This window comes from Furfurilactobacillus milii, assembly GCF_021654115.1.
Lineage (GTDB): Bacteria > Bacillota > Bacilli > Lactobacillales > Lactobacillaceae > Furfurilactobacillus > Furfurilactobacillus milii.
This window is the reverse complement of the sequence record NZ_JAIWJF010000013.1, coordinates 1-20,128: the sequence shown is the minus strand read 5'-3', so window position 1 is coordinate 20,128 and position 20,128 is coordinate 1. Positions and strand designations below refer to the sequence as shown.

Annotated in this window: 23 protein-coding genes and 4 pseudogenes; 17 read left to right on the top strand and 10 right to left on the bottom strand. The window is 39.4% G+C overall.

What is annotated here, in order from left to right; all coding sequences use genetic code 11:
• The first annotated feature begins 21 nt into the window (after nt 1-21).
• From LDK34_RS12020 to LDK34_RS12010, 3 genes are read left to right on the top strand one after another with little or no spacing between them, the layout of a single operon-like run.
• The gene (locus LDK34_RS12020) at nt 22-1,323 is read left to right on the top strand and encodes a Y-family DNA polymerase (protein WP_236941881.1); all 1,302 of its coding nucleotides are present in this window, start codon (nt 22-24) and stop codon (nt 1,321-1,323) included.
• Nucleotides 1,316-1,636: a hypothetical protein gene (locus LDK34_RS12015; RefSeq protein WP_014386909.1), complete on the top strand. Its 321-nt coding sequence runs from the start codon at nt 1,316-1,318 to the stop codon at nt 1,634-1,636. The genes LDK34_RS12020 and LDK34_RS12015 overlap by 8 nt, the downstream gene beginning before the upstream one ends.
• Nucleotides 1,629-2,015 (top strand): hypothetical protein, encoded by a 387-nt coding sequence (locus tag LDK34_RS12010; RefSeq protein WP_236941880.1) that lies wholly within the window; start codon nt 1,629-1,631, stop codon nt 2,013-2,015. Before LDK34_RS12015 ends, LDK34_RS12010 begins: the two co-directional genes overlap by 8 nt.
• A gap of 117 nt (nt 2,016-2,132) precedes the next feature.
• Here LDK34_RS12010 and LDK34_RS12005 read toward each other — a convergent pair whose 3' ends face one another.
• The 4 genes from LDK34_RS12005 to LDK34_RS11990 all read right to left on the bottom strand — a co-directional run bounded on the left by LDK34_RS12005 (nt 2,133) and on the right by LDK34_RS11990 (nt 6,152).
• The gene (locus LDK34_RS12005; RefSeq protein WP_236941879.1) at nt 2,133-3,092 is read right to left on the bottom strand and encodes a D-2-hydroxyacid dehydrogenase; all 960 of its coding nucleotides are present in this window, start codon (nt 3,090-3,092) and stop codon (nt 2,133-2,135) included.
• 14 nt (nt 3,093-3,106) lie between these two features.
• Nucleotides 3,107-4,231 carry a hypothetical protein gene (locus LDK34_RS12000; protein WP_236941878.1) on the bottom strand — a complete coding sequence of 375 codons (1,125 nt, stop codon included), beginning with the start codon at nt 4,229-4,231 and terminating at the stop codon, nt 3,107-3,109.
• Between the two features lie 3 nt (nt 4,232-4,234).
• Nucleotides 4,235-4,450: a hypothetical protein gene (locus tag LDK34_RS11995; protein ID WP_008855344.1), complete on the bottom strand. Its 216-nt coding sequence runs from the start codon at nt 4,448-4,450 to the stop codon at nt 4,235-4,237.
• 121 nt (nt 4,451-4,571) lie between these two features.
• Nucleotides 4,572-6,152 carry a type IA DNA topoisomerase gene (locus tag LDK34_RS11990; protein WP_347880581.1) on the bottom strand — a complete coding sequence of 527 codons (1,581 nt, stop codon included), beginning with the start codon at nt 6,150-6,152 and terminating at the stop codon, nt 4,572-4,574.
• 191 nt (nt 6,153-6,343) lie between these two features.
• Between LDK34_RS11990 and LDK34_RS11985 the strand changes: the two genes are divergently transcribed.
• A complete protein-coding gene (locus LDK34_RS11985; protein ID WP_105308370.1) occupies nt 6,344-7,030 on the top strand; it encodes an MgtC/SapB family protein in 687 nt (228 codons plus the stop codon).
• 150 nt (nt 7,031-7,180) lie between these two features.
• On the opposite strand, the pseudogene LDK34_RS11980 reads toward LDK34_RS11985, so the two are convergent.
• Nucleotides 7,181-7,498, bottom strand: a pseudogene (locus LDK34_RS11980) (HNH endonuclease); the annotation flags it as partial.
• Nucleotides 7,499-7,651: 153 nt separating this feature from the next.
• Here LDK34_RS11980 and LDK34_RS11975 point away from each other — a divergent pair.
• The 10 genes from LDK34_RS11975 to LDK34_RS11930 all read left to right on the top strand — a co-directional run bounded on the left by LDK34_RS11975 (nt 7,652) and on the right by LDK34_RS11930 (nt 14,117).
• Nucleotides 7,652-7,867 carry a CsbD family protein gene (locus LDK34_RS11975; protein WP_057870351.1) on the top strand — a complete coding sequence of 72 codons (216 nt, stop codon included), beginning with the start codon at nt 7,652-7,654 and terminating at the stop codon, nt 7,865-7,867.
• A gap of 538 nt (nt 7,868-8,405) precedes the next feature.
• On the top strand, nt 8,406-8,966 hold the full coding sequence (gene amaP, locus LDK34_RS11970) for an alkaline shock response membrane anchor protein AmaP (RefSeq protein ID WP_071665460.1): 561 nt from the start codon (nt 8,406-8,408) through the stop codon (nt 8,964-8,966).
• An 11-nt stretch (nt 8,967-8,977) separates the two neighbouring features.
• Nucleotides 8,978-9,163: a DUF2273 domain-containing protein gene (locus tag LDK34_RS11965; RefSeq protein ID WP_003596522.1), complete on the top strand. Its 186-nt coding sequence runs from the start codon at nt 8,978-8,980 to the stop codon at nt 9,161-9,163.
• Between the two features lie 27 nt (nt 9,164-9,190).
• On the top strand, nt 9,191-9,733 hold the full coding sequence (locus LDK34_RS11960) for an Asp23/Gls24 family envelope stress response protein (protein WP_035168887.1): 543 nt from the start codon (nt 9,191-9,193) through the stop codon (nt 9,731-9,733).
• Between the two features lie 14 nt (nt 9,734-9,747).
• Nucleotides 9,748-9,999 (top strand): GlsB/YeaQ/YmgE family stress response membrane protein, encoded by a 252-nt coding sequence (locus LDK34_RS11955; protein WP_003680323.1) that lies wholly within the window; start codon nt 9,748-9,750, stop codon nt 9,997-9,999.
• Nucleotides 10,000-10,010: 11 nt separating this feature from the next.
• The gene (locus LDK34_RS11950; RefSeq protein ID WP_236941876.1) at nt 10,011-10,151 is read left to right on the top strand and encodes a hypothetical protein; all 141 of its coding nucleotides are present in this window, start codon (nt 10,011-10,013) and stop codon (nt 10,149-10,151) included.
• Between the two features lie 346 nt (nt 10,152-10,497).
• Nucleotides 10,498-11,364 (top strand): SDR family oxidoreductase, encoded by an 867-nt coding sequence (locus LDK34_RS11945; RefSeq protein ID WP_236941875.1) that lies wholly within the window; start codon nt 10,498-10,500, stop codon nt 11,362-11,364.
• A 363-nt stretch (nt 11,365-11,727) separates the two neighbouring features.
• Nucleotides 11,728-11,853, top strand: a complete 126-nt coding sequence (locus tag LDK34_RS11940; protein WP_016374491.1) for an IS3 family transposase — start codon at nt 11,728-11,730, stop codon at nt 11,851-11,853.
• 130 nt (nt 11,854-11,983) lie between these two features.
• Nucleotides 11,984-12,874 carry an IS3 family transposase gene (locus LDK34_RS11935; protein WP_347880580.1) on the top strand — a complete coding sequence of 297 codons (891 nt, stop codon included), beginning with the start codon at nt 11,984-11,986 and terminating at the stop codon, nt 12,872-12,874.
• A gap of 292 nt (nt 12,875-13,166) precedes the next feature.
• Nucleotides 13,167-14,117 (top strand): magnesium transporter CorA family protein, encoded by a 951-nt coding sequence (locus LDK34_RS11930; protein ID WP_236941873.1) that lies wholly within the window; start codon nt 13,167-13,169, stop codon nt 14,115-14,117.
• 130 nt (nt 14,118-14,247) lie between these two features.
• Here LDK34_RS11930 and LDK34_RS11925 read toward each other — a convergent pair.
• Nucleotides 14,248-14,685: pseudogene (locus LDK34_RS11925) on the bottom strand (recombinase family protein); the annotation flags it as partial.
• A 127-nt stretch (nt 14,686-14,812) separates the two neighbouring features.
• On the opposite strand from LDK34_RS11925, the gene LDK34_RS11920 reads away from it, so the two are divergent.
• The gene (locus LDK34_RS11920) at nt 14,813-15,988 is read left to right on the top strand and encodes an IS256 family transposase (protein WP_236941872.1); all 1,176 of its coding nucleotides are present in this window, start codon (nt 14,813-14,815) and stop codon (nt 15,986-15,988) included.
• A gap of 58 nt (nt 15,989-16,046) precedes the next feature.
• Here LDK34_RS11920 and LDK34_RS11915 read toward each other — a convergent pair.
• Together LDK34_RS11915 and mobQ are read right to left on the bottom strand one after the other, a co-directional pair.
• Nucleotides 16,047-16,177, bottom strand: a pseudogene (locus LDK34_RS11915) (helix-turn-helix domain-containing protein); the annotation flags it as partial.
• A 249-nt stretch (nt 16,178-16,426) separates the two neighbouring features.
• Nucleotides 16,427-18,490, bottom strand: a complete 2,064-nt coding sequence (mobQ, locus tag LDK34_RS11910) for a MobQ family relaxase (RefSeq protein WP_236941871.1) — start codon at nt 18,488-18,490, stop codon at nt 16,427-16,429.
• A 251-nt stretch (nt 18,491-18,741) separates the two neighbouring features.
• Between mobQ and LDK34_RS11905 the strand changes: the two genes are divergently transcribed.
• On the top strand, nt 18,742-18,969 hold the full coding sequence (locus tag LDK34_RS11905; RefSeq protein ID WP_200833564.1) for a hypothetical protein: 228 nt from the start codon (nt 18,742-18,744) through the stop codon (nt 18,967-18,969).
• 22 nt (nt 18,970-18,991) lie between these two features.
• Nucleotides 18,992-19,271 (top strand): annotated as a pseudogene (locus LDK34_RS11900) (hypothetical protein).
• Here LDK34_RS11900 and LDK34_RS11895 read toward each other — a convergent pair.
• Nucleotides 19,261-19,941 (bottom strand): ATPase, encoded by a 681-nt coding sequence (locus LDK34_RS11895; RefSeq protein WP_236941870.1) that lies wholly within the window; start codon nt 19,939-19,941, stop codon nt 19,261-19,263. The pseudogene LDK34_RS11900 and the gene LDK34_RS11895 overlap by 11 nt on opposite strands.
• Nucleotides 19,938-20,123, bottom strand: a complete 186-nt coding sequence (locus LDK34_RS11890) for a hypothetical protein (RefSeq protein ID WP_010620892.1) — start codon at nt 20,121-20,123, stop codon at nt 19,938-19,940. Before LDK34_RS11890 ends, LDK34_RS11895 begins: the two co-directional genes overlap by 4 nt.
• Nucleotides 20,124-20,128 lie beyond the last annotated feature (5 nt).

Sequence of the window (20,128 nt, the reverse complement as noted above, 5' to 3'; positions counted from 1 at the left end):
AAGCTAACGGAAGTGATCTAAATGTTTTTTGATGATGAACCGCATGGCGTGTTCTTCTTAATCGATAACAAGTCCTTTTATGCTAGTTGCGAAGCCGTTGCCCGGGGGCTTAATCCCTTAAAAGTCCCATTAGTGGTCCTTAGTGAAGCTGAAAACACCAATGGCGGGCTCATTTTAGCCACGTCACCCGAAGCTAAGCATTTATTTCATCTTAAAGCCAACGTCTCCCGTAAACGTGACTTACCCAATGACCCCAGACTTTGGGTCGTGCCACCGCGCATGAACCTTTATATTCAACGTAATTTACAGATCAATCAGATCTTTCATCAATTTACCACTGAAAAAGAGGTTTGGCCGTATTCGATTGATGAAAGCATTCTTGATATGACCCATACTTGGCGGCTGTTTGGCAATTCCGTTCGCGAAGTGGCACGCTTGATTCAAAAGACAGTTCGGCAAAAGCTAGGCTTGTATACCACCGTGGGAATTGGTGACAATCCGGTGCAAGCTAAATTAGCCTTAGATCTTTACGCTAAACATAATCATGAATTGATCGGTGAAATTCATTACGAAACTGTGCCGGATAAGATTTGGTCAATCAACGAATTAACGGACGTTTGGGGGATTGGTCCCCATATGGCTAAACGTTTGAACCGCCTTCAAATTCACAATATGTATGAACTAGCCCACACTAACCCATATTTACTCAAACAGCAGCTTGGCGTCATTGGTAGCCAGTTATTTGCTACGGCCTGGGGAATTGATCGCGCGCAAGTTACGGAACCAACTAAGGTTAAAGAAGCTAGCCTGGGTAATTCGCAAGTATTGCCACGGGACTATTTTAACCAAGCCGAAATCGAAACGGTCATTAAAGAAATTGGTGAACAGGTGGCGGCTCGTCTCCGGCACCACCATAAACTGGCGGGGTGTCTATCGCTAAGCATTGGTTTTTCCTATGCCGCAGCCGAAGCAGATGACCGCGGTGGCTTTCACCAAGCTTTAAAAATTGACCCGACTAACGATAATCAAGCTTTGACACAACAATTATTGTGGTTATTCCGTCAGAATTGGGACGGTCAAGCTGTCCGGAATATTGGTGTTTATAGCAGTAAACTAAGTACCAATTCCTGCCAACAACTTAATTTATTTGAAACCCCGCACAACCAAATTCGCCGTAGCCGGTTAAACCAAGTGATTGATGAAATTCACCGGCAATTTGGGTTCACCAAACTAGTTTACGCGACCAGTTTATTAAAGGGAGGCACCGCTATCAAGCGGGCTTCACTAGTGGGCGGACATAATGGAGGCAATAGCTATGAATAGCGATATAGAGATTATTAAGGGGCGGTTAACCCTATTGTTTAAGCGGCGTCCCAAAACCCGCTATTGGTTAATGTTGACTAATGATACCTACGATCAGACCTATAATCTGTTTTTTAACAGTCAACGGGCTAATGAGCGCTTGCAATCCGTTCCCTTACATAAATTAGCACACTATGATTTAGCTGATTTAGAAAAGCTGTTAAAAGCATTACGACAAGATATAAAGCTAACAATCGAATTTGTCGGCTTTACAGGAGAACGGTGGCCGGCAAGTCAAAAGCTGATTCAACGAAAGCGGGTGCCCCTTGAATAACCAAGACTTTGATTTAGGCACGGTTAAGCATTTTTTTGAACACGATTATCATGACCGGGGCATGATGAAATGGCAGGGGTTCTATTTATCTGATCATACTGCCGCTTTAAACCAACAGAACCAGCAGTTGAATGAAATATACGTTCCAAGACCGCAACAATCCTTAACAGTAATTACCGAGGTATTGGCGGACGCATATCAGCGTCAGCAACCAGTGACCATTCAATTAAAAACGGTTGACCAAAACAACCGTCATTTGCCAGATATTACCACCTTGATCCGTGGCTACAATGCCAATGATATTGTGATTGACGCTGATCGGTTTATCCCACTACAAGAAATTCGCAATGTGGCCTTTAAAAATACGGAGAAGCTATAAAATTCTAGCTCTCCGTATTTTTCTTAACACTTTATTTGCTGGCTCTGTTTTTTCTAATTGCTTTATTTTAGACAGTTTTACTTCAATGTAGGCAAAAGAATTCACAGACCATTGCAATTAATTGATAACGTTTTTAAGATTTCCTGATAAATATGCTTTTATATTATCAACAGTCATATGCAACAACCGTTCTCTTGTCTCATATGGTGCCCAAGCAATATGTGGGGTAATATAACAATTTTTGGCCTGTAATAATGGGCTATCACTAACAATGGGCTCCCCTTTAACAACATCAGTGGCGTAGGCATAAATTTTGCCTTCATTCAAGGCATTCTTGATGTCCGCTTCATTAGCCAATTTGCCTCGGGCCGTATTCAATATAATAACCCCAGTTTTCATTTTGGCAATCGTATCATTATTAATTAAATCAATTGTTTCTGGTGTTTGGATCACATGCAGACTAAGCACATCAGATTGCCTTAATAGTTCATCAAATGAAACCTGCTGAATCCATGATTCAGGAACCTTTTTAGGACGATGATTATAGAAAATAACTTTCATAGAAAAAGCGTGTCCTATTTTCGCAACTTTTTGCGCAATATGGCCATAACCGATTAGTCCTAAAGTTTTCCCTTTTAATTCTAATAGCGGTTTTTCCCAAAAAGTAAAATCAGGAACCTGTGCCCACCGGTTTTCATGAACAAGCTGATTATGCAATCCAACTTGGCTAGTCACTTCTAATAATAACGAGAAAGTAAATTGTGCCACTGCGTCACTTGCATATGTGGGAATGTTAGTCACCACAACCTTGTTCTGGTGTGCGCTCTCAATATCAACGACATCATAACCGGTTCCCATGATTCCGATATACTTCAATCGTGATGTTTTGCTAATCACTTCATGATCTAGGGGTGTTTTGTGTGTAATGACGATATCAGCATATTTAATTCGTTTTATGATTTCAGCGTTATCGTTAACTGGGGTACGATCATATAAAGTGCAGTCGCCTAATTCTTGCAAGCTTTTCCAATTTAAATCTTTGTTTAGTTCATATCCATCTAAAAGAACAATTTTCATAGTGTTAAATCCCCCTATCTTTTCAATGTTTTAGCTGCATTTTGTTCTGGTTGTTTAATTGCCGGGTTTTGTTCAGAAAATGCTTTCAGTTGTTTTTGCGTTCGATTACTGATTTCATGGTGTACATCATTTAATTTATTTTGTAGTTCTGATTTTTGTTGTGGATTAGTTGCTTGTTGAACCTTTTGTTGCAAGCCTTGATAGGACTTATTAAGATCATGGGCTGATAGCTTTTTTAGATTATGCTCAGGCTCTTTTTGGGCTTCTTGTAAGCCTAATTGTTTGGTTAAGCCATCGCTAAGCTCAATCACTTTGTTGCTCACTTGCTGGATCTCACTTAAAGCGCTATGGATTATGGCTTTATCTTTGGCCCAGGTGGCCACGTAACCGAGTGAGTAGTTGCTGGTATCAACGCCAATATTTTGCATGGCAACATACGCGATCGCTTCGGCTTGGGTTTCCTGATAGGCTCGTGGCCGATCTTTAAAGGCTGATTTTAAGCCGTGTAGCTGGCTATGTGCATATTCATGATATAACGTCTTCAATTTTAAAGCATTATCGGATTCATCACCACCAATAACAATTTCATTAGTACTGGGTTGAAAATACCCCTTAGCCCCATTTAGCGTCGCTAAAGGCACTACACTGACTTTAAGGTCGGTTTGCTGGTTTAAATAATCTTTGAACGCGTTATACAAGCTCGTTACATTCTGATGATCGGCTAAATTTTCTTTGACAAAATCCTTGGCACTTAACACTGGTTCACCGCTAGTTTGTGACACGTCAAAGACGGGTAGATAGCGATAACCAATAATGGCCCGTTCGTCGTTAGTATCAAGACGCTTTTGCTCGGCTGGTATTAACTTCTTAATAATCGGAGCCGCAATCCGAATCGCTTTTGCGCCCCGGTTGACGGTGCGGTTAAAAGCCGTCTGCCATTGCTTAAAGCCCGCGACTTGAGTGGCTTGCGGATTTTGCGCATAAATCAAATCAATGTTTCTGGCGCTATAATAATGAAATTTAGCCAGGGTATTAAGATACTGTTTAAATCGGTCACTATCGGTTAATTTTAGGATTTGTTGTTCGGCTTGGGCGACTAATTGTGCTTTCCAGGCTTTAACGTCTGCTTTACTCGGCATTGTCTACCCCTCCTCATTTTCAAAAATATCATTCAATATAGGGGCTACGTTGATTTGAATCGGGGTCGTGCCATAAAGGGCGATGTAGCCATCAGCTAATTTTTGCCAAGCCACTTGATAATAGGCTCCGTTACCAGTGATTTCTTTTAAATACTTGTAGGTTCCTTTAGCCTGTAAAACTGGTAATTCACTCCCAATAACTGCTAATTTATTATCCATTTTATGATCTCCTTTGCTTTGCTAATCTCACCCGTTGTTCAGGTTTACTTTTGGGATTGTAAAAGTGAACCTAAATGACGGGTTCACCAACCGGAACGTAGTGCAGGGCGGTAGGCAGGTTCTAATCAAAATCAAAACTTAATTTATGGCCGTCAAGCTTTAACTTGGCGTCAAACGACTTTCCTTTTTTACTCTTGAAACCCTTTAATTTGCTGGTTTCTCCCTTGGTGACCAACGCTTTAATTGCGGTCTTACCGAGGGTCTTACTGCTCCATTTCTTAGGTAAGGTAAAATCTTCACCTTGCTTGGGCTTCACAATGTAAAACTTCTGTTTATTTAAAACGGTCGCTTGCGGTGTTTCTAAGAAGACCTCGGCGGACTTTTGTGCTTGCTGTTGGTGATTGATTTGTTGCTTAATGGCTGCATTGCCGGTTAATTGTGTGGGAACATCAGCGATTAACTTCGCCACAAACTTCTTGATTTGGCTCAAAAAATTATCCGGAGTGCGTTCTTCGGTACTGATTTGCTGTAACGATTGCTCCCATTTTGCTGTCATCTCTGGGCTAGTTAACAAGGGTTCGAGTTCAACCGCTTTACATAAAGTAATCCCCGCTTCACTGACGTGGAGCTTGTTCTTTTCAGTAACTAAATAGCCGCGCTTCTTTAACACTTCCAGCACATTTGCCCGGGTTGCACTCGTTCCAATGCCTTGCACATCTTTAAGAATTGCTTGGGCTTCTTCATCATCAAGTGTTTTACCGGCCGTCTTCATGGCCGTAATTAAGGTACCTTCGGTAAAGGGCACCGGTGGTGTCGTTTCTTTTTGCGGTGTTTGCAGATTCGCTTGAACTTGGTCGCCTTGGTGAACGATCGGTAGGGTGGCTGCCTCTTGCTGGTCGGTTTTGTGATCATCAAATAAAGCTTGCCAGCCTTGCTTAGTTGGGACCTTACCGGTTGCTTTAAAATTAGCATCGCCGACTTGGGTAACAATGGTGGTTTCTTCATATTCGTAAGGATCAGCAAACATCGCTAACGTCGTTCTTAAAACCAAGTCATAGACTTGTTGCTGTAATTTAGGCAAGCTGGCTAGTTTCTCTTTCGTCGGCACGACTTTAGTCATGATAATGGCGTAGTGTTCTTCAACCTTTTTTCCATTAACATAACGCTTATTCGGGGTGGTATTGGTTAAAGCGACTTGTTTAGAGACTAACCCCAGATACTTCGTCAGATTAGCCACTAAATACTCAAATTCTTCATCAGTGATATAAGCACAATCAGTGCGGGGATAACTGAGCAGTTTGTCTTCGTATAAACTCTGAATAGCCGCTAAGGTTTGGCTGGCGCTGGCGTGATAACGTTTATTCATGGCACTTTGGAGACTAGACAGCGAGAATAGTTGTGGACTAGCTCGTTTTTTGCCTTGCTTTTGGACGTCCTTGATAAAACCGGCCTGTGAGCCTTTCTGAACGTGTTTAGCCTGCATGAATGTCATTAGCCCTGCTTCGTCTTTAAATCGCTGATAGGGGTCTAATTTTGCGACGAATTTTTGCTGATTAGCTAAAATTTCCGCATTTAGCTCAAAATAAGGTTCCGGCTTAAAGTTTTTGATTGCCTGGTCCCTTTGATAGACCATATACAAGGTTGGCGTCTGCACGCGACCAATTGAGTATACCCTATTGGCCTTTTTTGATCCATTATCAATGGCTTTTTAAATTAGGGCCTAGTACTTTTGGAATGGAAATACTTTCCAACACCAAAAATTCTAGACCCGTTTAACTGGCAAGTTAAATATGGGTGGTTTATTTTGAGATTAGACGGCATTTTTTACCTTGACGACACAACGCAGTATAATAACTGTTATACAGCCATTTAGGAACAAGGAGGTGGATGGTGATGGCTTACTGGTTATATCAACTAGAATGGGTTTTACGGCTATTTGTGGCGGCAATCTGCGGCGGCCTTGTCGGCTATGAACGAAAGGTCCGCCTAAAGACCGCTGGGATGCGGACTCATATGTTGGTTGCGGTAGGAGCCGCTCTTTTCATGATCATCTCCAAATATGGATTCTTTGATGTCCTCAATCATGCAAATTCTGTCAGCCTGGATCCATCCCGAGTTGCCTCACAGGTTGTCACTGGCATCGGGTTCATCGGCGCCGGAGCCATCATGACCGTTAATCACAAGATCGACGGCTTAACAACTGCAGCTGGCTTATGGGCGACTGCCGCGATTGGTCTGGCAGTTGGCGCGGATATGTACGTAATCGGTATTGCCGGGACGCTCTGCATCCTAATCACCCAAACAATTGTTAGGCGAATCAAGGCGCTTAAACGTTACCCGAATCGTTCGATGATCCGCCTACAAGTTACGCTTAATGGCAAACTAAGTGACATGGACGCCTTACCAGAAAGACTAAAAATCATTGGCAGCAGTCACGTCCACATGCGAATTCTGGCATACAAACCGGATTCATTTTCCCTTGAAATGCAAATTAGATTAGTCCGCCGAACTGACCCTGATGATTTTATTTTGAAAATGAGTCATTTGGCCGATGTGAAAAAGATTGATGTGCTGGATTAACAATGACAAACAAAAAAATGATTATGAATTGGTAGATACGACCTATTTAAAAATATGTCGTATTGCTTCCTGGCATCGTATCAGTTTGTTCCCTAACAAATTCCTTTATTGAGCAAGCCAAAACTTTATTACAGCAAAAAGCCAACCAGCTGGCACAATGTGATCCACCGTGTTGCTGTTCGGTCGTCCACAGTACTGGCAGACATAGTGGTCACGGTCCAATACCAATTGGCGCAATGATTGCCATTGCTTGCCACGATAGAATTGATACTGTTCTCGCTTGTCATACGTGCGATACCTAGTGACTGTGTTGTACTTGTGCCTCGCCATTTGGTCGCCTGACCGCGCCCGCTTCTGCCGGGATGCTAGATACTCCGCCTCGTGCGCATAGTGTTTAGCGCAGTAATGATCCGGTAGTTCCACCATCTGATGGCATCCTTGTTGACGACACCTACGCACTCTAGTCATGTGAGTTACCAGATAAAAGCATCTCCGCCGTGAGAATTATCATTAACCATTTCATATTTTTTCCTTTCAAGCGTATCTTTTGATAAGCTAAATACATATTTGTTATTCTAATGATGTACACATACTACATTTTCAACGAAGGGAGATTCATTTATGACTCAAGAGGAAAAGTTTGAGAGCAAAAAGGATCAATTAGCTGGTAAGGCTAAGGAAGTCGGTGGAAAAGTGACCGGTGACAAAGAATTGGAAGCTGAAGGAAAATCTCAGGGTGTGCTTGGTAAAGCTAAGGAAAAACTTGGCGATGCAAAAGATACGGTAAAAGGTGCTACAGAAAGTGTAAAAGAAAAGTTGTCCGATAATAAAGATTAATAGTTAATGTAACGTAGATGGAGTTTGTGTGGGCGCTCCGTCTTTTTTGTACACTTTTTTATGCAAACTAAAAGCACCATGCTGTTTAGCACGACGCTCCCGTTCCCATTTTCTGTCAATTCCAGCAATCACGTCACGCTCATACTGGCAACTGACCAATCCGTAATCTGTGCGCTTAGCTCTTGATACCACTAGCAACCATCGGCTTTATTCTGGTTTTAATGGTACAAAATTCAAGAAATGCTGCATCATAAAAATAAAAAGCCACAGCCAATTTTATATCGGTTGTGGCTCTTAGTTATTTAGTATCAATCGTTGAATATATATTTGAATTTATCTTCTCAATAAATAATTTAGCGCTATTTTATTTTTCCAACAACAGGTATTTATCATAGCGAGCTGGATGTTTTAATTTTAAATATACCCTATTGGCTAGATTTGTTTAGTCAAACAAAAATCTTAATTGGTTCCTTATAAGAGCATATAATTCCATAATCACTACCTGTTGTGCTAAAACTATGGTAAAGGTGGTGATGATTTGCGATTTATATTTAAGGCATTAATAGTAGTTGTTATTATCCTTGCATTTCCTTTATCCATAGTTCTTGTCTTTAAAAATTGGTCAACGGCCATTGGTACTAGTACACCCATGTCATTAAAGCTTGGTTGGTTGGAGCAGTACGAACCGATATACCTCTTTTGGAGTGGAGTAATTCTGGCGGTACTGTTAATTATTTTTTTGCTTATCACACTTTTTTGGCCACGGTCACAATCATTATATCTTCATCAAAAGTCTGATGGTCAAGTGACCGTCAGTAAGAAAGCTATTGAACATTTTGCGCTTTCAGCACTTCAACATGAACCTTTTATTGGCAACCCCAAGGTATCATCTAAGTTATCACGAAAAGGGATCACACTTAAAATATCGGGTGATCTACTAAATTCAGTCAATGCCAAGCAACAGACTGCAAATTTTCTTAATCAATTAAAAAAAGATTTGCGTATTTGTCTTGGAATTTCTGAACAGAAAAAAATTAAAATCAGACTCGTTGATTTTAATGAGTTGGACGCTAATGTGCATAAATCTCGAGTTGTCTAGGAGGTGATAACGTGACCGAACTCATTAAAGCCTATTTTTGGCCACTAATTGGTGGAATTATGGGATTGCTCTTAGCGGTCCTTATCATCACTTTTGGATTTTTCAAGACGCTTTTTGTTTTGATTTTTATGGCAATCGGGATTACCGCGGGTTATTATATTCAAAAAACTGGTATCTTAACAAATGTTTTTAAATAACTGTTTGAATTATAAGGAGGAAAAATTATGCAGAATGGAACGCCAAGTGAGAAAACAACAACTAACGAAAAGTCTGGTGTTAAAGGCAATTTAACATTTGATGATAAGGTTATTCAAAAGATCATTGGTATCGCACTTTCTGAAGTAGATGGCTTATTAACCGTAGATGGCGGCTTTTTCGCAAATGTTGCTGAAAAACTAGTTAATACTTCAGATGTCACATCAGGAATTGATGTAGAGGTTGGAAAAAAGCAGGTTGCAGTGGATCTCGACATTGTTGCTGAATACGGCATTGATATTTCTAAACTGTATGACAAGATCAAAAATGTTATCGTTCGGGAAGTAAAGAATATGACCGAATTAGAAGTAATTGAGGTAAATGTGAATGTTGTTGATGTCAAGACAAAGGAGCAATATGAAAAAGATTCGACTTCTCTGCAAGATCGCGTGAGCGATGCCACAGACAAAACGAAGGAAGCTGTCAGTAAGGGCGCAAAGAAATCGAAGGAAACATTAGGTGACAGCGTTGATAAAGTAACGTCTGACAATAAATCTAGTCGTGTTAACTAAGGGAGTGAGTAAATATGGGACTTATATGGTCATTAATCGTCGGGGCAATCATTGGTGCCATTGCTGGCGCAATCACTAACCGTGGTGCTGCTATGGGCTGGATTGCAAACATCGTAGCTGGTTTAATCGGTGCGTGGATTGGCCAAGGGCTCCTTGGCACTTGGGGCCCTTCGTTAGCTGGCATGGCATTGATACCATCGATCATCGGGGCAATTATTTTAGTTCTGATTGTTTCATTAGTTGTTGGTCGAACCAGTAAAAAGTAAGGGGGAATTTTATGGACGTCTTGAAAAGTGTATTTAAGTTTATGATCGCTTCTACGCTCATTGTAGGTGGTGTCCTCATCGGTGGCACCGTCTTGGCTGCTAAGAAAGTAGATGGCATTGGTGATACATTGCAAAAAAAATTACATGGATAATTAGCCAAATTTATCTGTATTAGGCTTCTTAGAACGTAAATAATTGAGCAATTGAAGATCAGTTAATCAATATTTAAATTGGGGAGATAACCCTTTATAAATATAGATTGGAATTTTTTTGATAATTAATCAAAGCAGGCACTTTTTTACATAGGTGCTTGCTTTGATTTATCTATACATTATGACCTAACAGTTAAAAACTGTTTTTACAGATATAAATATGGTAGATTGCAAATTTAATTACTAACCTATACCTATATATCTAGTTGATAGAATCTTTTGAATTAATAGTCCACATTCAAGTAACAGGTGAATGCACGTATTCGATCATGGAGGAGAGTTAATAATGACTAAAATGCAACATGATGATGATTTTAAATTTCCTAAACAGCATCAGCCTGAGCCAGGTTTACAAAGTAAAATGTCGCCACAACCAGATGACGGATCCACAACTTATGCCGGATGTAATCGACTTAGGGGAAAGAAAGTTTTAATAACTGGTGCTGATTCAGGCATTGGTAGGGCGGTAGCTATAGCATATGCGAATGAAGGCGCTGATCTTGTATTAAATTATCTTCCAGAAGAGGAAAGTGATGCACAAGATGTTAGACGAATTATTGAATCTTTGGGTCGTAAAGTAGAACTAGTTCCCGGAGATTTGAAAGACGAAGCATTTAACAAAGAATTAGTGAAGCAAACTGTACTATCGTTAGGTAAGATAGATACTTTAGTATTAGTAGCCGGTAAGCAACAAGCTAATACAGATATCACTACTATATCTACAGGTCAGATGATAGATACCTATACTACAAATGTTTTCAGTTTAATTTGGTTAGTCAGGGAGGCATTGGAATATATGCCAAACGGCAGTAGCATCATAACAACTAACTCTATTCAAGCAGAAGATCCTTCAGCATATTTAATTGATTATGCAGGGACTAAGGCTGCAATTAAAAATACAACGTTTGGGTTAGCAAAACAATTAGCTCAGCGAGGCATTCGTGTCAATAGTGTTGCTCCAGGTCCTATTTGGACACCGTTGCAAGTGGCAGGAGGACAATTAGCAGAAAATATACCTACGTTTGGTAAGAATACTCCCCTAGGTAGAGCTGGGCAACCCTCTGAAGTAGCCGGAGCATATGTTTTTCTGGCTTCAGATGAGGCTAGTTATATAACAGCTACATCTATCAATGTTACGGGGGGGCTAATTTAATTAAATTTCTTTCTTATATCTACGCGAGAATTCTAATTTTATCCAAAGTATAGAGGGTGCTAAAGAATGAGTATAAATAAGCAAAAAAATTCGAGAAACAAAGTGTTAAACCTATTAACTTTATTTCAACTCTTAATAAGTTTATACCAAGTCATTAAGACCATTAAAAAGGGAAAATAAAGTAAGTTTTCCAAATTTTACCTTTTTGTAATTATAATTACTTAAGTAATTTCTACGACAGTAAGTTGGAGAAAATGTATGCATAAGGTAGATTGCAAATTTTGGATGTAAGCTGATTCCTGAGACAACTTTTAAGAGAGCGTATAATGAATAAATCGTCTCTCAAAAGGAAGGAATTTTTACATGCCAACTCGTTACGACAAAGAATTCAAACAAAACATCATCAACCTATATAAACAGGGCGAATCAGCCGCCCAACTGGCCAGAGAATATGGCATTGGCTATTCAACCGTTCATAAGTGGATCTAGGGCCAAGCCAAAACTCAATCCGGTAAATCGCCAGACGAAATTAAAGCGATGGAAAAGCGGCTGGCTTCCCTGTCTGAGGAGAACGAAATCCTAAAAAAGCCCTGGGCTTCCTTGCGCAGAAGTAACCAATATTTTTGATTATATTCACCAAGAAAGCCATAACCACCAGGTAACTAAGATGTGCCGAATCCTCGGTGTTTCCAGAGCTCACTATTATCGTTATCGATCCCCAAAGCCTTCAAAACGCCGGGCCGAAGATGAGGACTTAAAACAACGGATTCTGCGGATCTTTGCGGAATTCAAGCAGCGATACGGCGTTATGAAGATCCACCATGAATTGAATCTGGAACTTCAACCACTGCAGCGTCGGTGCAGCCCAAGACGGATTTCCCGGCTCATGAAGGAACTGGATATCCACTCCGTTACCGTCAATAAATGGAAAGCGGCTTCGGCTTCCAAAACCAAGGTTGAACAGCGTCCCAACTTGCTTAAGCAGGATTTCTCGACCACTAGTTTAAATCAAAAATGGACCGCTGATATGACCTATATTCAAACGAAGCGTAATGGCTGGTGTTACTTATCAACCATCATGGATCTGCACTCAAGACGAATTATCGGCTATTCATTCTCAAAAAATATGGATACTGATTTAGTCTTAAAGACCCTGGAAAGCGCGGTTAAAAATCGAACCATTACTGGGGACCTGATTATCCACACAGAATTAGGATCACAGTACACCAGCGATGATTACAACCAACGGTTAACAGAACTACATATCCGCCACTCATACAGCCGTAAGGGTTGTCCGTATGATAATGCGCCAATGGAATCCTTTCACGCTTCCCTCAAAAAGGAATGTGTTTATCCAGTGCCGGTCTTTGAGAATTATGAAACTGCCGCTGCTGTCCTTTTTGAATATGTGCATGCTTTCTACAATAGGAAGAGAATTCATAGTGCACTGGGATACCAGACCCCCTTACAAGTTGAAATCGCAACACTTATGAGCCAAATGGCCGCCTGATTTAATGCTTTCCAGGGTTCAAATAAGTTATTAATCGCGATTAATGATTTATTTGAGCTGTGGAAGGTAAACGCGGTTCTGAATGTCTCTTAAAATCTGTCTCAAATATTGGCTTCAATCCAATTAGATAATACATTAGAAGCTGGAGACAAGATTGTCTAGATAATGTGTGAGATAAAATTTTTGGCAGGTTATCATACATAAGATAAAATGTTTTTAAAACTGATAACGTATTTATTTCACAACAATTACGCATTTATTTTTGAGAAAAATATAAAGCAGGAGGATTACAATGCTGAAAACTTATTCTTTAACAAAAGATACATTATTAGTTTCGTCAGAATCAAATATCAAAAATTCTCCTGTTGTTTATGTTTATGGTGACGAACGAGAATATATCGAATCTTTGGAACATAAATATAACCTTAAAATAGGCAATATACTAACGTTTGATGATCGAGTTGCATATGACACGATGATAGATCAGAACGATGAAAAAAGTTTGCTCGTAAGTTTTTTGTTTCCCGAGGTACATGAAGGTGGGCATCTAGATAATCTGACGACATCTGTTGTTTTCTTGGTATTTAAAAATAAGTTGATAATTTTTACAAAACAAAAATTAAAATTCATTCCCGAACTCTTATCCAATATGGTTTTACGTGATGTCAATAATTTCATGGAGGAAGTACTTTTAAAGATCACGCAAAAAGATTTCCATGTGATGCTTAACAACCTTCGTGGAGTCAAGGAAAAAATTGATGATTTAGACTCAGAAATATCAACGTCCGGTCCACTCAGACCAACGTTTGGTAATTTATTGACTCTTCAAAAATACATGATAGCTTTGTCAACAACCTATGGTGCTAATCACAAAGCGCTGGATTTCATTAAAAAAAATTTCACAACTATTAATGATATTGATTTTACCACCAAAAAAATAATTGATGAGATATACGATACAAGCGACACAATGGATAGAATTATTTTAGGTTACGGCCAATATTTGGATGATTTGGAAGATATGATAAACAATATGATTTCTTATCAGCTTAATATGATTATGAAAACTCTAACAGAGATATCAATCGTTTTGACTATTCCAGCGATTATTTTTGGTTTTTGGGGAATCAATGTCGATGTCCCGTTTGAAAAATCTTCTTATGGTGTTTTTGCTGTGCTGATTATCTCTGTTATACTAAGCCTAATTTGCTGGTTTTGGATGCGACGCAAAAAATATTTATAAAGTATTTGTGATACCCTAATATGATTTAAAGCAGAATTGCTTTGTTGACTTTTTAAAAGGCTGATTCCTTTCAATAATTTAATAGCTTTTGTCAGGAATTGTAATATAAATAGACAGTGGTATTTGTTATTTATCTAAATAGCTTTTTAATGTATTGCACTGTGCGCGGAGAAATATTAAAAGCTTCAGCGGCTTCCTTCACAGTATGAGAGTTAGAATATTCAAAGATAGCCATATTCCGGCTATCTTTTTTTCTTTTGGGTCTACCCTCCTTATAGTTGGGATTGTGTTGCCTTGCAAATATTTTAACGGCTTGCGTACGCTCGATAATCATATCACGCTCCATCTCCGCAAACGATAGCAAAGTTCTGACAATCATACGCCCAATTGGGGTGTTATCTATCGTTCCTAAATTTAAAACCTTAATCATCATTTTTTCTTTCAATAAGTCATCAATTAAGTTCAATGCTTCTCTAGTATTACGAGCAAAACGATCTAACTTTGTGACGATCAATGTGTCATTGGGTTCAATCAGATGGACCAGTTTTTCAAATTGCGGTTGCCTGGTATTACATTTCGAGAGCGTAAAATATCTTGTGTAAATGCATAAAAGATTTCTGAATTGTATAGAAATAGGGAATGCCTTCCCTTATGATATTTGGTAACCACAGAAAACATCACAGGAGGCATTCCCCATGAATGAACTTACCACAGAAATTATCGCTGCACTAGCCCAAAAGCAAGATTTGGACGAAGTTTTTCGTCACCACCTCGAAATTGCGATTAACCAGCTGCTTCAAACCGAATTGGCAGAGTTTTTGGGTTACGAACGCTACTCATACGCTGGGATTAACACTGGTAATAACCGCAACGGCAGTTATGAGCGCTCGTTTGATACGAAGTACGGCCAACTTAACTTAACCATTCCTCGAGATCGCAACGGCCGGTTTGAAAATCATACCCTGCCAACCTACGGTCGGCACAGTGACAGTTTAGAAACAACGGTCATTCAGTTGTATACCAAGGGAATTACCACTGCTGAAACTGCCGAACTCATTGAGAAAATGTACGGTGCTCACTACTCCAAAGCCACGGTTTCCAACATGACTAAAGCCGTCAATGAACAGGTTCAAGCTTTCCAGCAACGTCGACTGGCTTCACAATATGCGGCCATCTTCTTAGATGCCACTTACTTGCCGTTAAAGCGGGATACCGTTCAAAAAGAAGCCGTTCATATTGCGATTGGCATTCGTCCAGATGGTAGGAAAGAAGTGCTGAACTACCAAGTGGCGCCAACGGAATCGACTGGAATCTGGACTGAACTGCTGGGAACCTTGATCAAGCAGGGCGTTAAAGATGTGCTGTTGTTTGTGGCCGATGGGTTAGTTGGTTTGGATGAAGGCTTGAATCGGCATTTCCCTAAAGCCAAACGACAACGTTGCCTGGTTCATGTTGGGCGGAATCTGATGAACAAAGTTCGCGTAAAAGACCGCAAGGCCGTGATCAGTGACTTTAAACAAGTTCATCGGGCCGCCAACCGTGAAGCAGCCGAACTGAAACTGAATGAGTTCGCCAACAACTGGCATCAGACCTATCCCAAATTAATCAAAGATCTGCTTAAAATGCCGAAATTACTCACTTTCATGGACTTTCCACCAGCTATCCGGCAATCACTATACTCCACTAACCTGATTGAGAACTTTAATAAGCATCTCAAGCGCACCACCCACCACAAAGAACAATTTCCAACGGAAGATTCACTGGATCGCTTCCTGGTTTCTCAGTTTAATGTTTATAACGAGAAGTCTCTGAAGCGGATCCACCGAGGGTTCAAAGGACTCCAGGACACCTTGGAAGCATCATTTATTTAAGTTAGATACATATTATATGTACGAAGGCATTTCATTTACACAAGATTCTTGACGCTACCTGACATCGAGATAATTCATAAGAAATTGTTGACGGTGATCGGTTCAGCCGAAGCCCATTTGGATATTGGACAGCCCTAGTTCACAAAAGGTTTCGATTTTAATTCGTTCGGAATAGGTTATACTAGACAAAAGATCAGCTCCTAAAAGATGGGTTTGTGGTAAACACCATTTTAAAGGAAGCTGATCTTTTTTATCCGAACAGCGTTCGGATTAATTTTACAATCTACCATCTTAAAAAAATATCGATCAAATAAAAGTAGTAACTGAAGTGAACCCATAAATTGGAGTGAATTTCTAATCTGCTAATTGGCTGGTATATTTCCGGTATTTTACCGGGGACTACCATTCATACCAATTAACAAGTCGCTAATTTTGTGATTACAAGTGCATGCCCCCATCTTCATGCCGGTTTCGAGTTTGGTGTTGCCGTTGCTTTTTCGTCATTTCCCACTCAGTCTCCTTTAAACCTTGCGCCTGTCTTTGTCGTTGGTAATCTTCATCACGGGCATATAGGGCGGTCATGATTGCGTTACTAAAGGCCGTCTTTAAGTAGTAGCTTGGACTAACTGGCTTGTAATTTAGCGGTTGATAATGTCCAATATTTACTTTTCTATACTGGTCGTCCTTGGCTCGTTGCCCTTTTAACTGCTTTTGGATTTTCTCGATCTGACTGTTCTTAATCGTCGGATTGGCTTTGCATTCGCCAAAAAAGAGTTGTTTAGTGCCATCATGCTTTAAAACCCGTTGTAAGTGATGATTTTCTAACTGATCTAAGCTAAGCTGTCCCGATAAATAAGCTAGTCCTTGTTGATGTTCTTGGGGACTGAACACCTGTGGTGGATTTGCTTGCCACTGTTCAATTGTTTCAGCCTGACATGGCTTTAAAACAGGATCATAGTACATCACGGCTGTATAGGCTTGTTCCTGTTTAATCATTGGTAATTCATTAAAATTGCCGTTAGGAAAGGCTCTTCTTAAAACTTCCTGGTATTGCGTTTGAATAACTTGCTTAACAGCCATGATTGTTCGCAAATCTTTGACTGCGCGAGTAATCTTTTGCTGCTCGGTTGGTGAATACTTTTCTAGTAGACCTTGATTAACGTGTTCTAGACTTTCTAAGCTATCATCATGAATCATCAGCGTATATTTAAGCTTGATTTTGACTTCCTTTTCTTGTTGCATTAATAACTTCCAGCCAACGTATGGCCGTTTGGTAAAGGCCAATAATTGTCGGGTCAACAAATCATCACGAATGTTCATTAAACGTTCGTTTAATTCACTGCCTTTGAAAACTGTTTGTTCGCTATCGGTTTCCTTAATTAATTCTCGTCTTTCAGCTTGCGTGGTCTGTTCAAAATTAAGCTCTGGATAAAGTTTTTTAGTCGTGCGATCAACTACTTTATTTAAGAGTTCATCTGCTTTTTTGAGTGAGCTTTCTTGTTGGTTAATTGTCAATAATTGTTTAGTCACATCTTCACCAACCGCATGTTTAATTAAGGTGCTGTTTTTCCAATTAAATAGCATGCGCCGCTTATCATCTAAGTTCTCCAAACTGATATAAGTTTTCAGTTCATGGCTTAACTCTTTAACTACCCGTTTTTCATTAAACGAGAAGTGTTTACTTAGGCTATCTAAATGACCTCTATTGATTACTTTTTCTTGGTTATTTTTATAACTGGCTTTGGCCTTGCGATAGTCCTTAACTTGTTGGTTAAATTCTTTTCTTTCATGCCGCTTACTATTGATTCCCTCATGTTTAGTTGGTGTATCATCTATTCCCTCCTCGATAAATGATTTTTCGCTGATCCGATCGGGAATATTTTTTTGCTCTAAAACTTGATTGACACTAACCGCCCAATTGTGCCGCCATTCAATTATTTTTTCTTTCTTATCCCAATCGACCATCAGTATCTTTCTACTCTTAGGGTACTTGCTAGTTCCGGTATATGTTTTGTTGCCATTATCATCTAAAATATATTGCTTTTTGCTCTTAATTCCCCATGTTCCGTCTGGGTTAAATGGACGGTTAGTTAACATCACATGAGCGTGCGGATTATCTGGGTGATCGCGATGAATTGCCACATCGGCAACCATACCTTCATCAACAAAATTTTCTTGTACATATTTTGTCAATAATTCTTTCTGTTCATCTTCACTTAATTCAACTGGTAGAGCCACGTTAAACTCTTTCGCATATCGAGAATTTGCTCGCCGGTCTTTTCTTTCTACTTCGTTCCATAATTTCTCTCTATCACTCGCCCATTCTGGCGCATTCTTTGGTGTCAAAATAAAGCTTTCTGGCATAACCGACCGAGCATAAAAATAACTTCGACCTTCTTTTTGATCGAATAATTTTTCGCCACTTCGATAACTTGCTCCAGCAATTGCACTTCTTCCTTTTCCAGCACTAATATTACTAAAGCTCATGTGAAAAATTGCCATGCCGGTCACCACCTTTCTTTGGGTTTATGGGTTTGATTTTGTTGTCGCCATCGGCGACTTCTAATACAGGATTTTAGCACGATTTACCCCACAAGAATTTGGTGGGGTGTAAGTGCGCATTGACCTCGTTTCACTCGCTCTTCTGATTCCCTTAACTTTAACTTAGTGTATGCCTTCCGCTTCGCTATTTCAAATTTTATACTTTGACTTAACGTTTCTTATATGATATAGTTTCGGTGATTATTTCTAATATGATTGGAGGAATCGTTATGTCTCAAAGTAACTTAGAAAAACAAGAAGCTAAATTAAAAGCCCTTAATCAAAAAATTAAGGACGAAAAAAATAAGATTGAACAACGGCTAGGTAAACAAATCATCAGTCAAGCCAATTTAGATTATGCTAATTTGTCTAACGATCAGATTAAGCTTTTAGCCAAGCAATTTTCTGAATTTTTAAAGGTAAAGTCCGTAGATTATTAGCCATACGAGATGGGGAAATTCCATGTCTAATCAATATGAAAAACTAGTCGAGCAGCAAGCGCGTTTAAAACAAAAAATTGCGCGGGAAGATTTTAAATTACGGCAATCTAAATACTACGAAAATCGGCAAGCCCGCAAAGCCCGTTCTCGCCGATTAATTCAAAAAGGGGCTTTGCTAGAAAAATACTTTCAAGCTGATAACCTTTCGGTCGAACAAACCGAAGAGCTTTTAAAAATATTTGCTAATTACGTTAATGCTCATAAACCGGATAAATTAAAAAAACGATCAACCTAATAACTAGGCCGATCGTTTTTATTTTCTGGATCATTTTTAGGCTTTACTTCTGGGTTTTGATCTGCAAAATTTTGTAACTGCTTTTGCACCTTTTCTGGATAAGTAATATTTTGGTTTATCCAAGGAAAATGCCTCAAATCGTTCTTAAAAACTTGTCCCTTATCTCTTGCATAAACAGAGGTAAACTTTTCGCTATTATCATAGATCATGACCTTATCAGATTTAAAGGCCACTAATGGCAAATTATGTTTGGATTGCTGATAACGTTTCTTGATCGTTGCTACTGGAACACCGTGGCCACCTTTTTGTACCCGTTCGTTGACCCTTTGGATAGCTAAATTTTCATCTCGCAAAGCAACATATAATAAAGTCACTTCAAAGCCATTTTTGTGAGCTTTGTCAATCAAATTGAGTTGAGCTTTGCCTCTACCTGCCAGTGTTGTTTCTACGTGAACACTTTGCTGGTGATCTAAAGCATAGTGTAGTTGTTTGATTTCTTCTTTCATGGCTTTTAAGTTGTCACTATCTTTATGCCAATCGCCACCCATTTGTCTTAAAAGTTCATCAGCGTTAATCCGTTTTGTTTTGTCAAACAAGATGGGAAATGTATCGTATAGCGTACTTTTTCCTGCTCCGTTAATACCAGCAACAATTATATATTGGGGTTTATCTATCAACGGACAAAGTCCTTTCGCTTAATAACCTCATCTTGCCTTTTATCTAAAAAGTAGGTATATAAAGCGTCATATACTTTGCGCTTTTCTGGATCTGGCTCATGTAATGACTTATCAAGTAAATCTTTTAAATCAGTTTCTTTGGCAATTTCAAAAAAGTCATTAATTGTGATTGTATCTTTCATGTTCA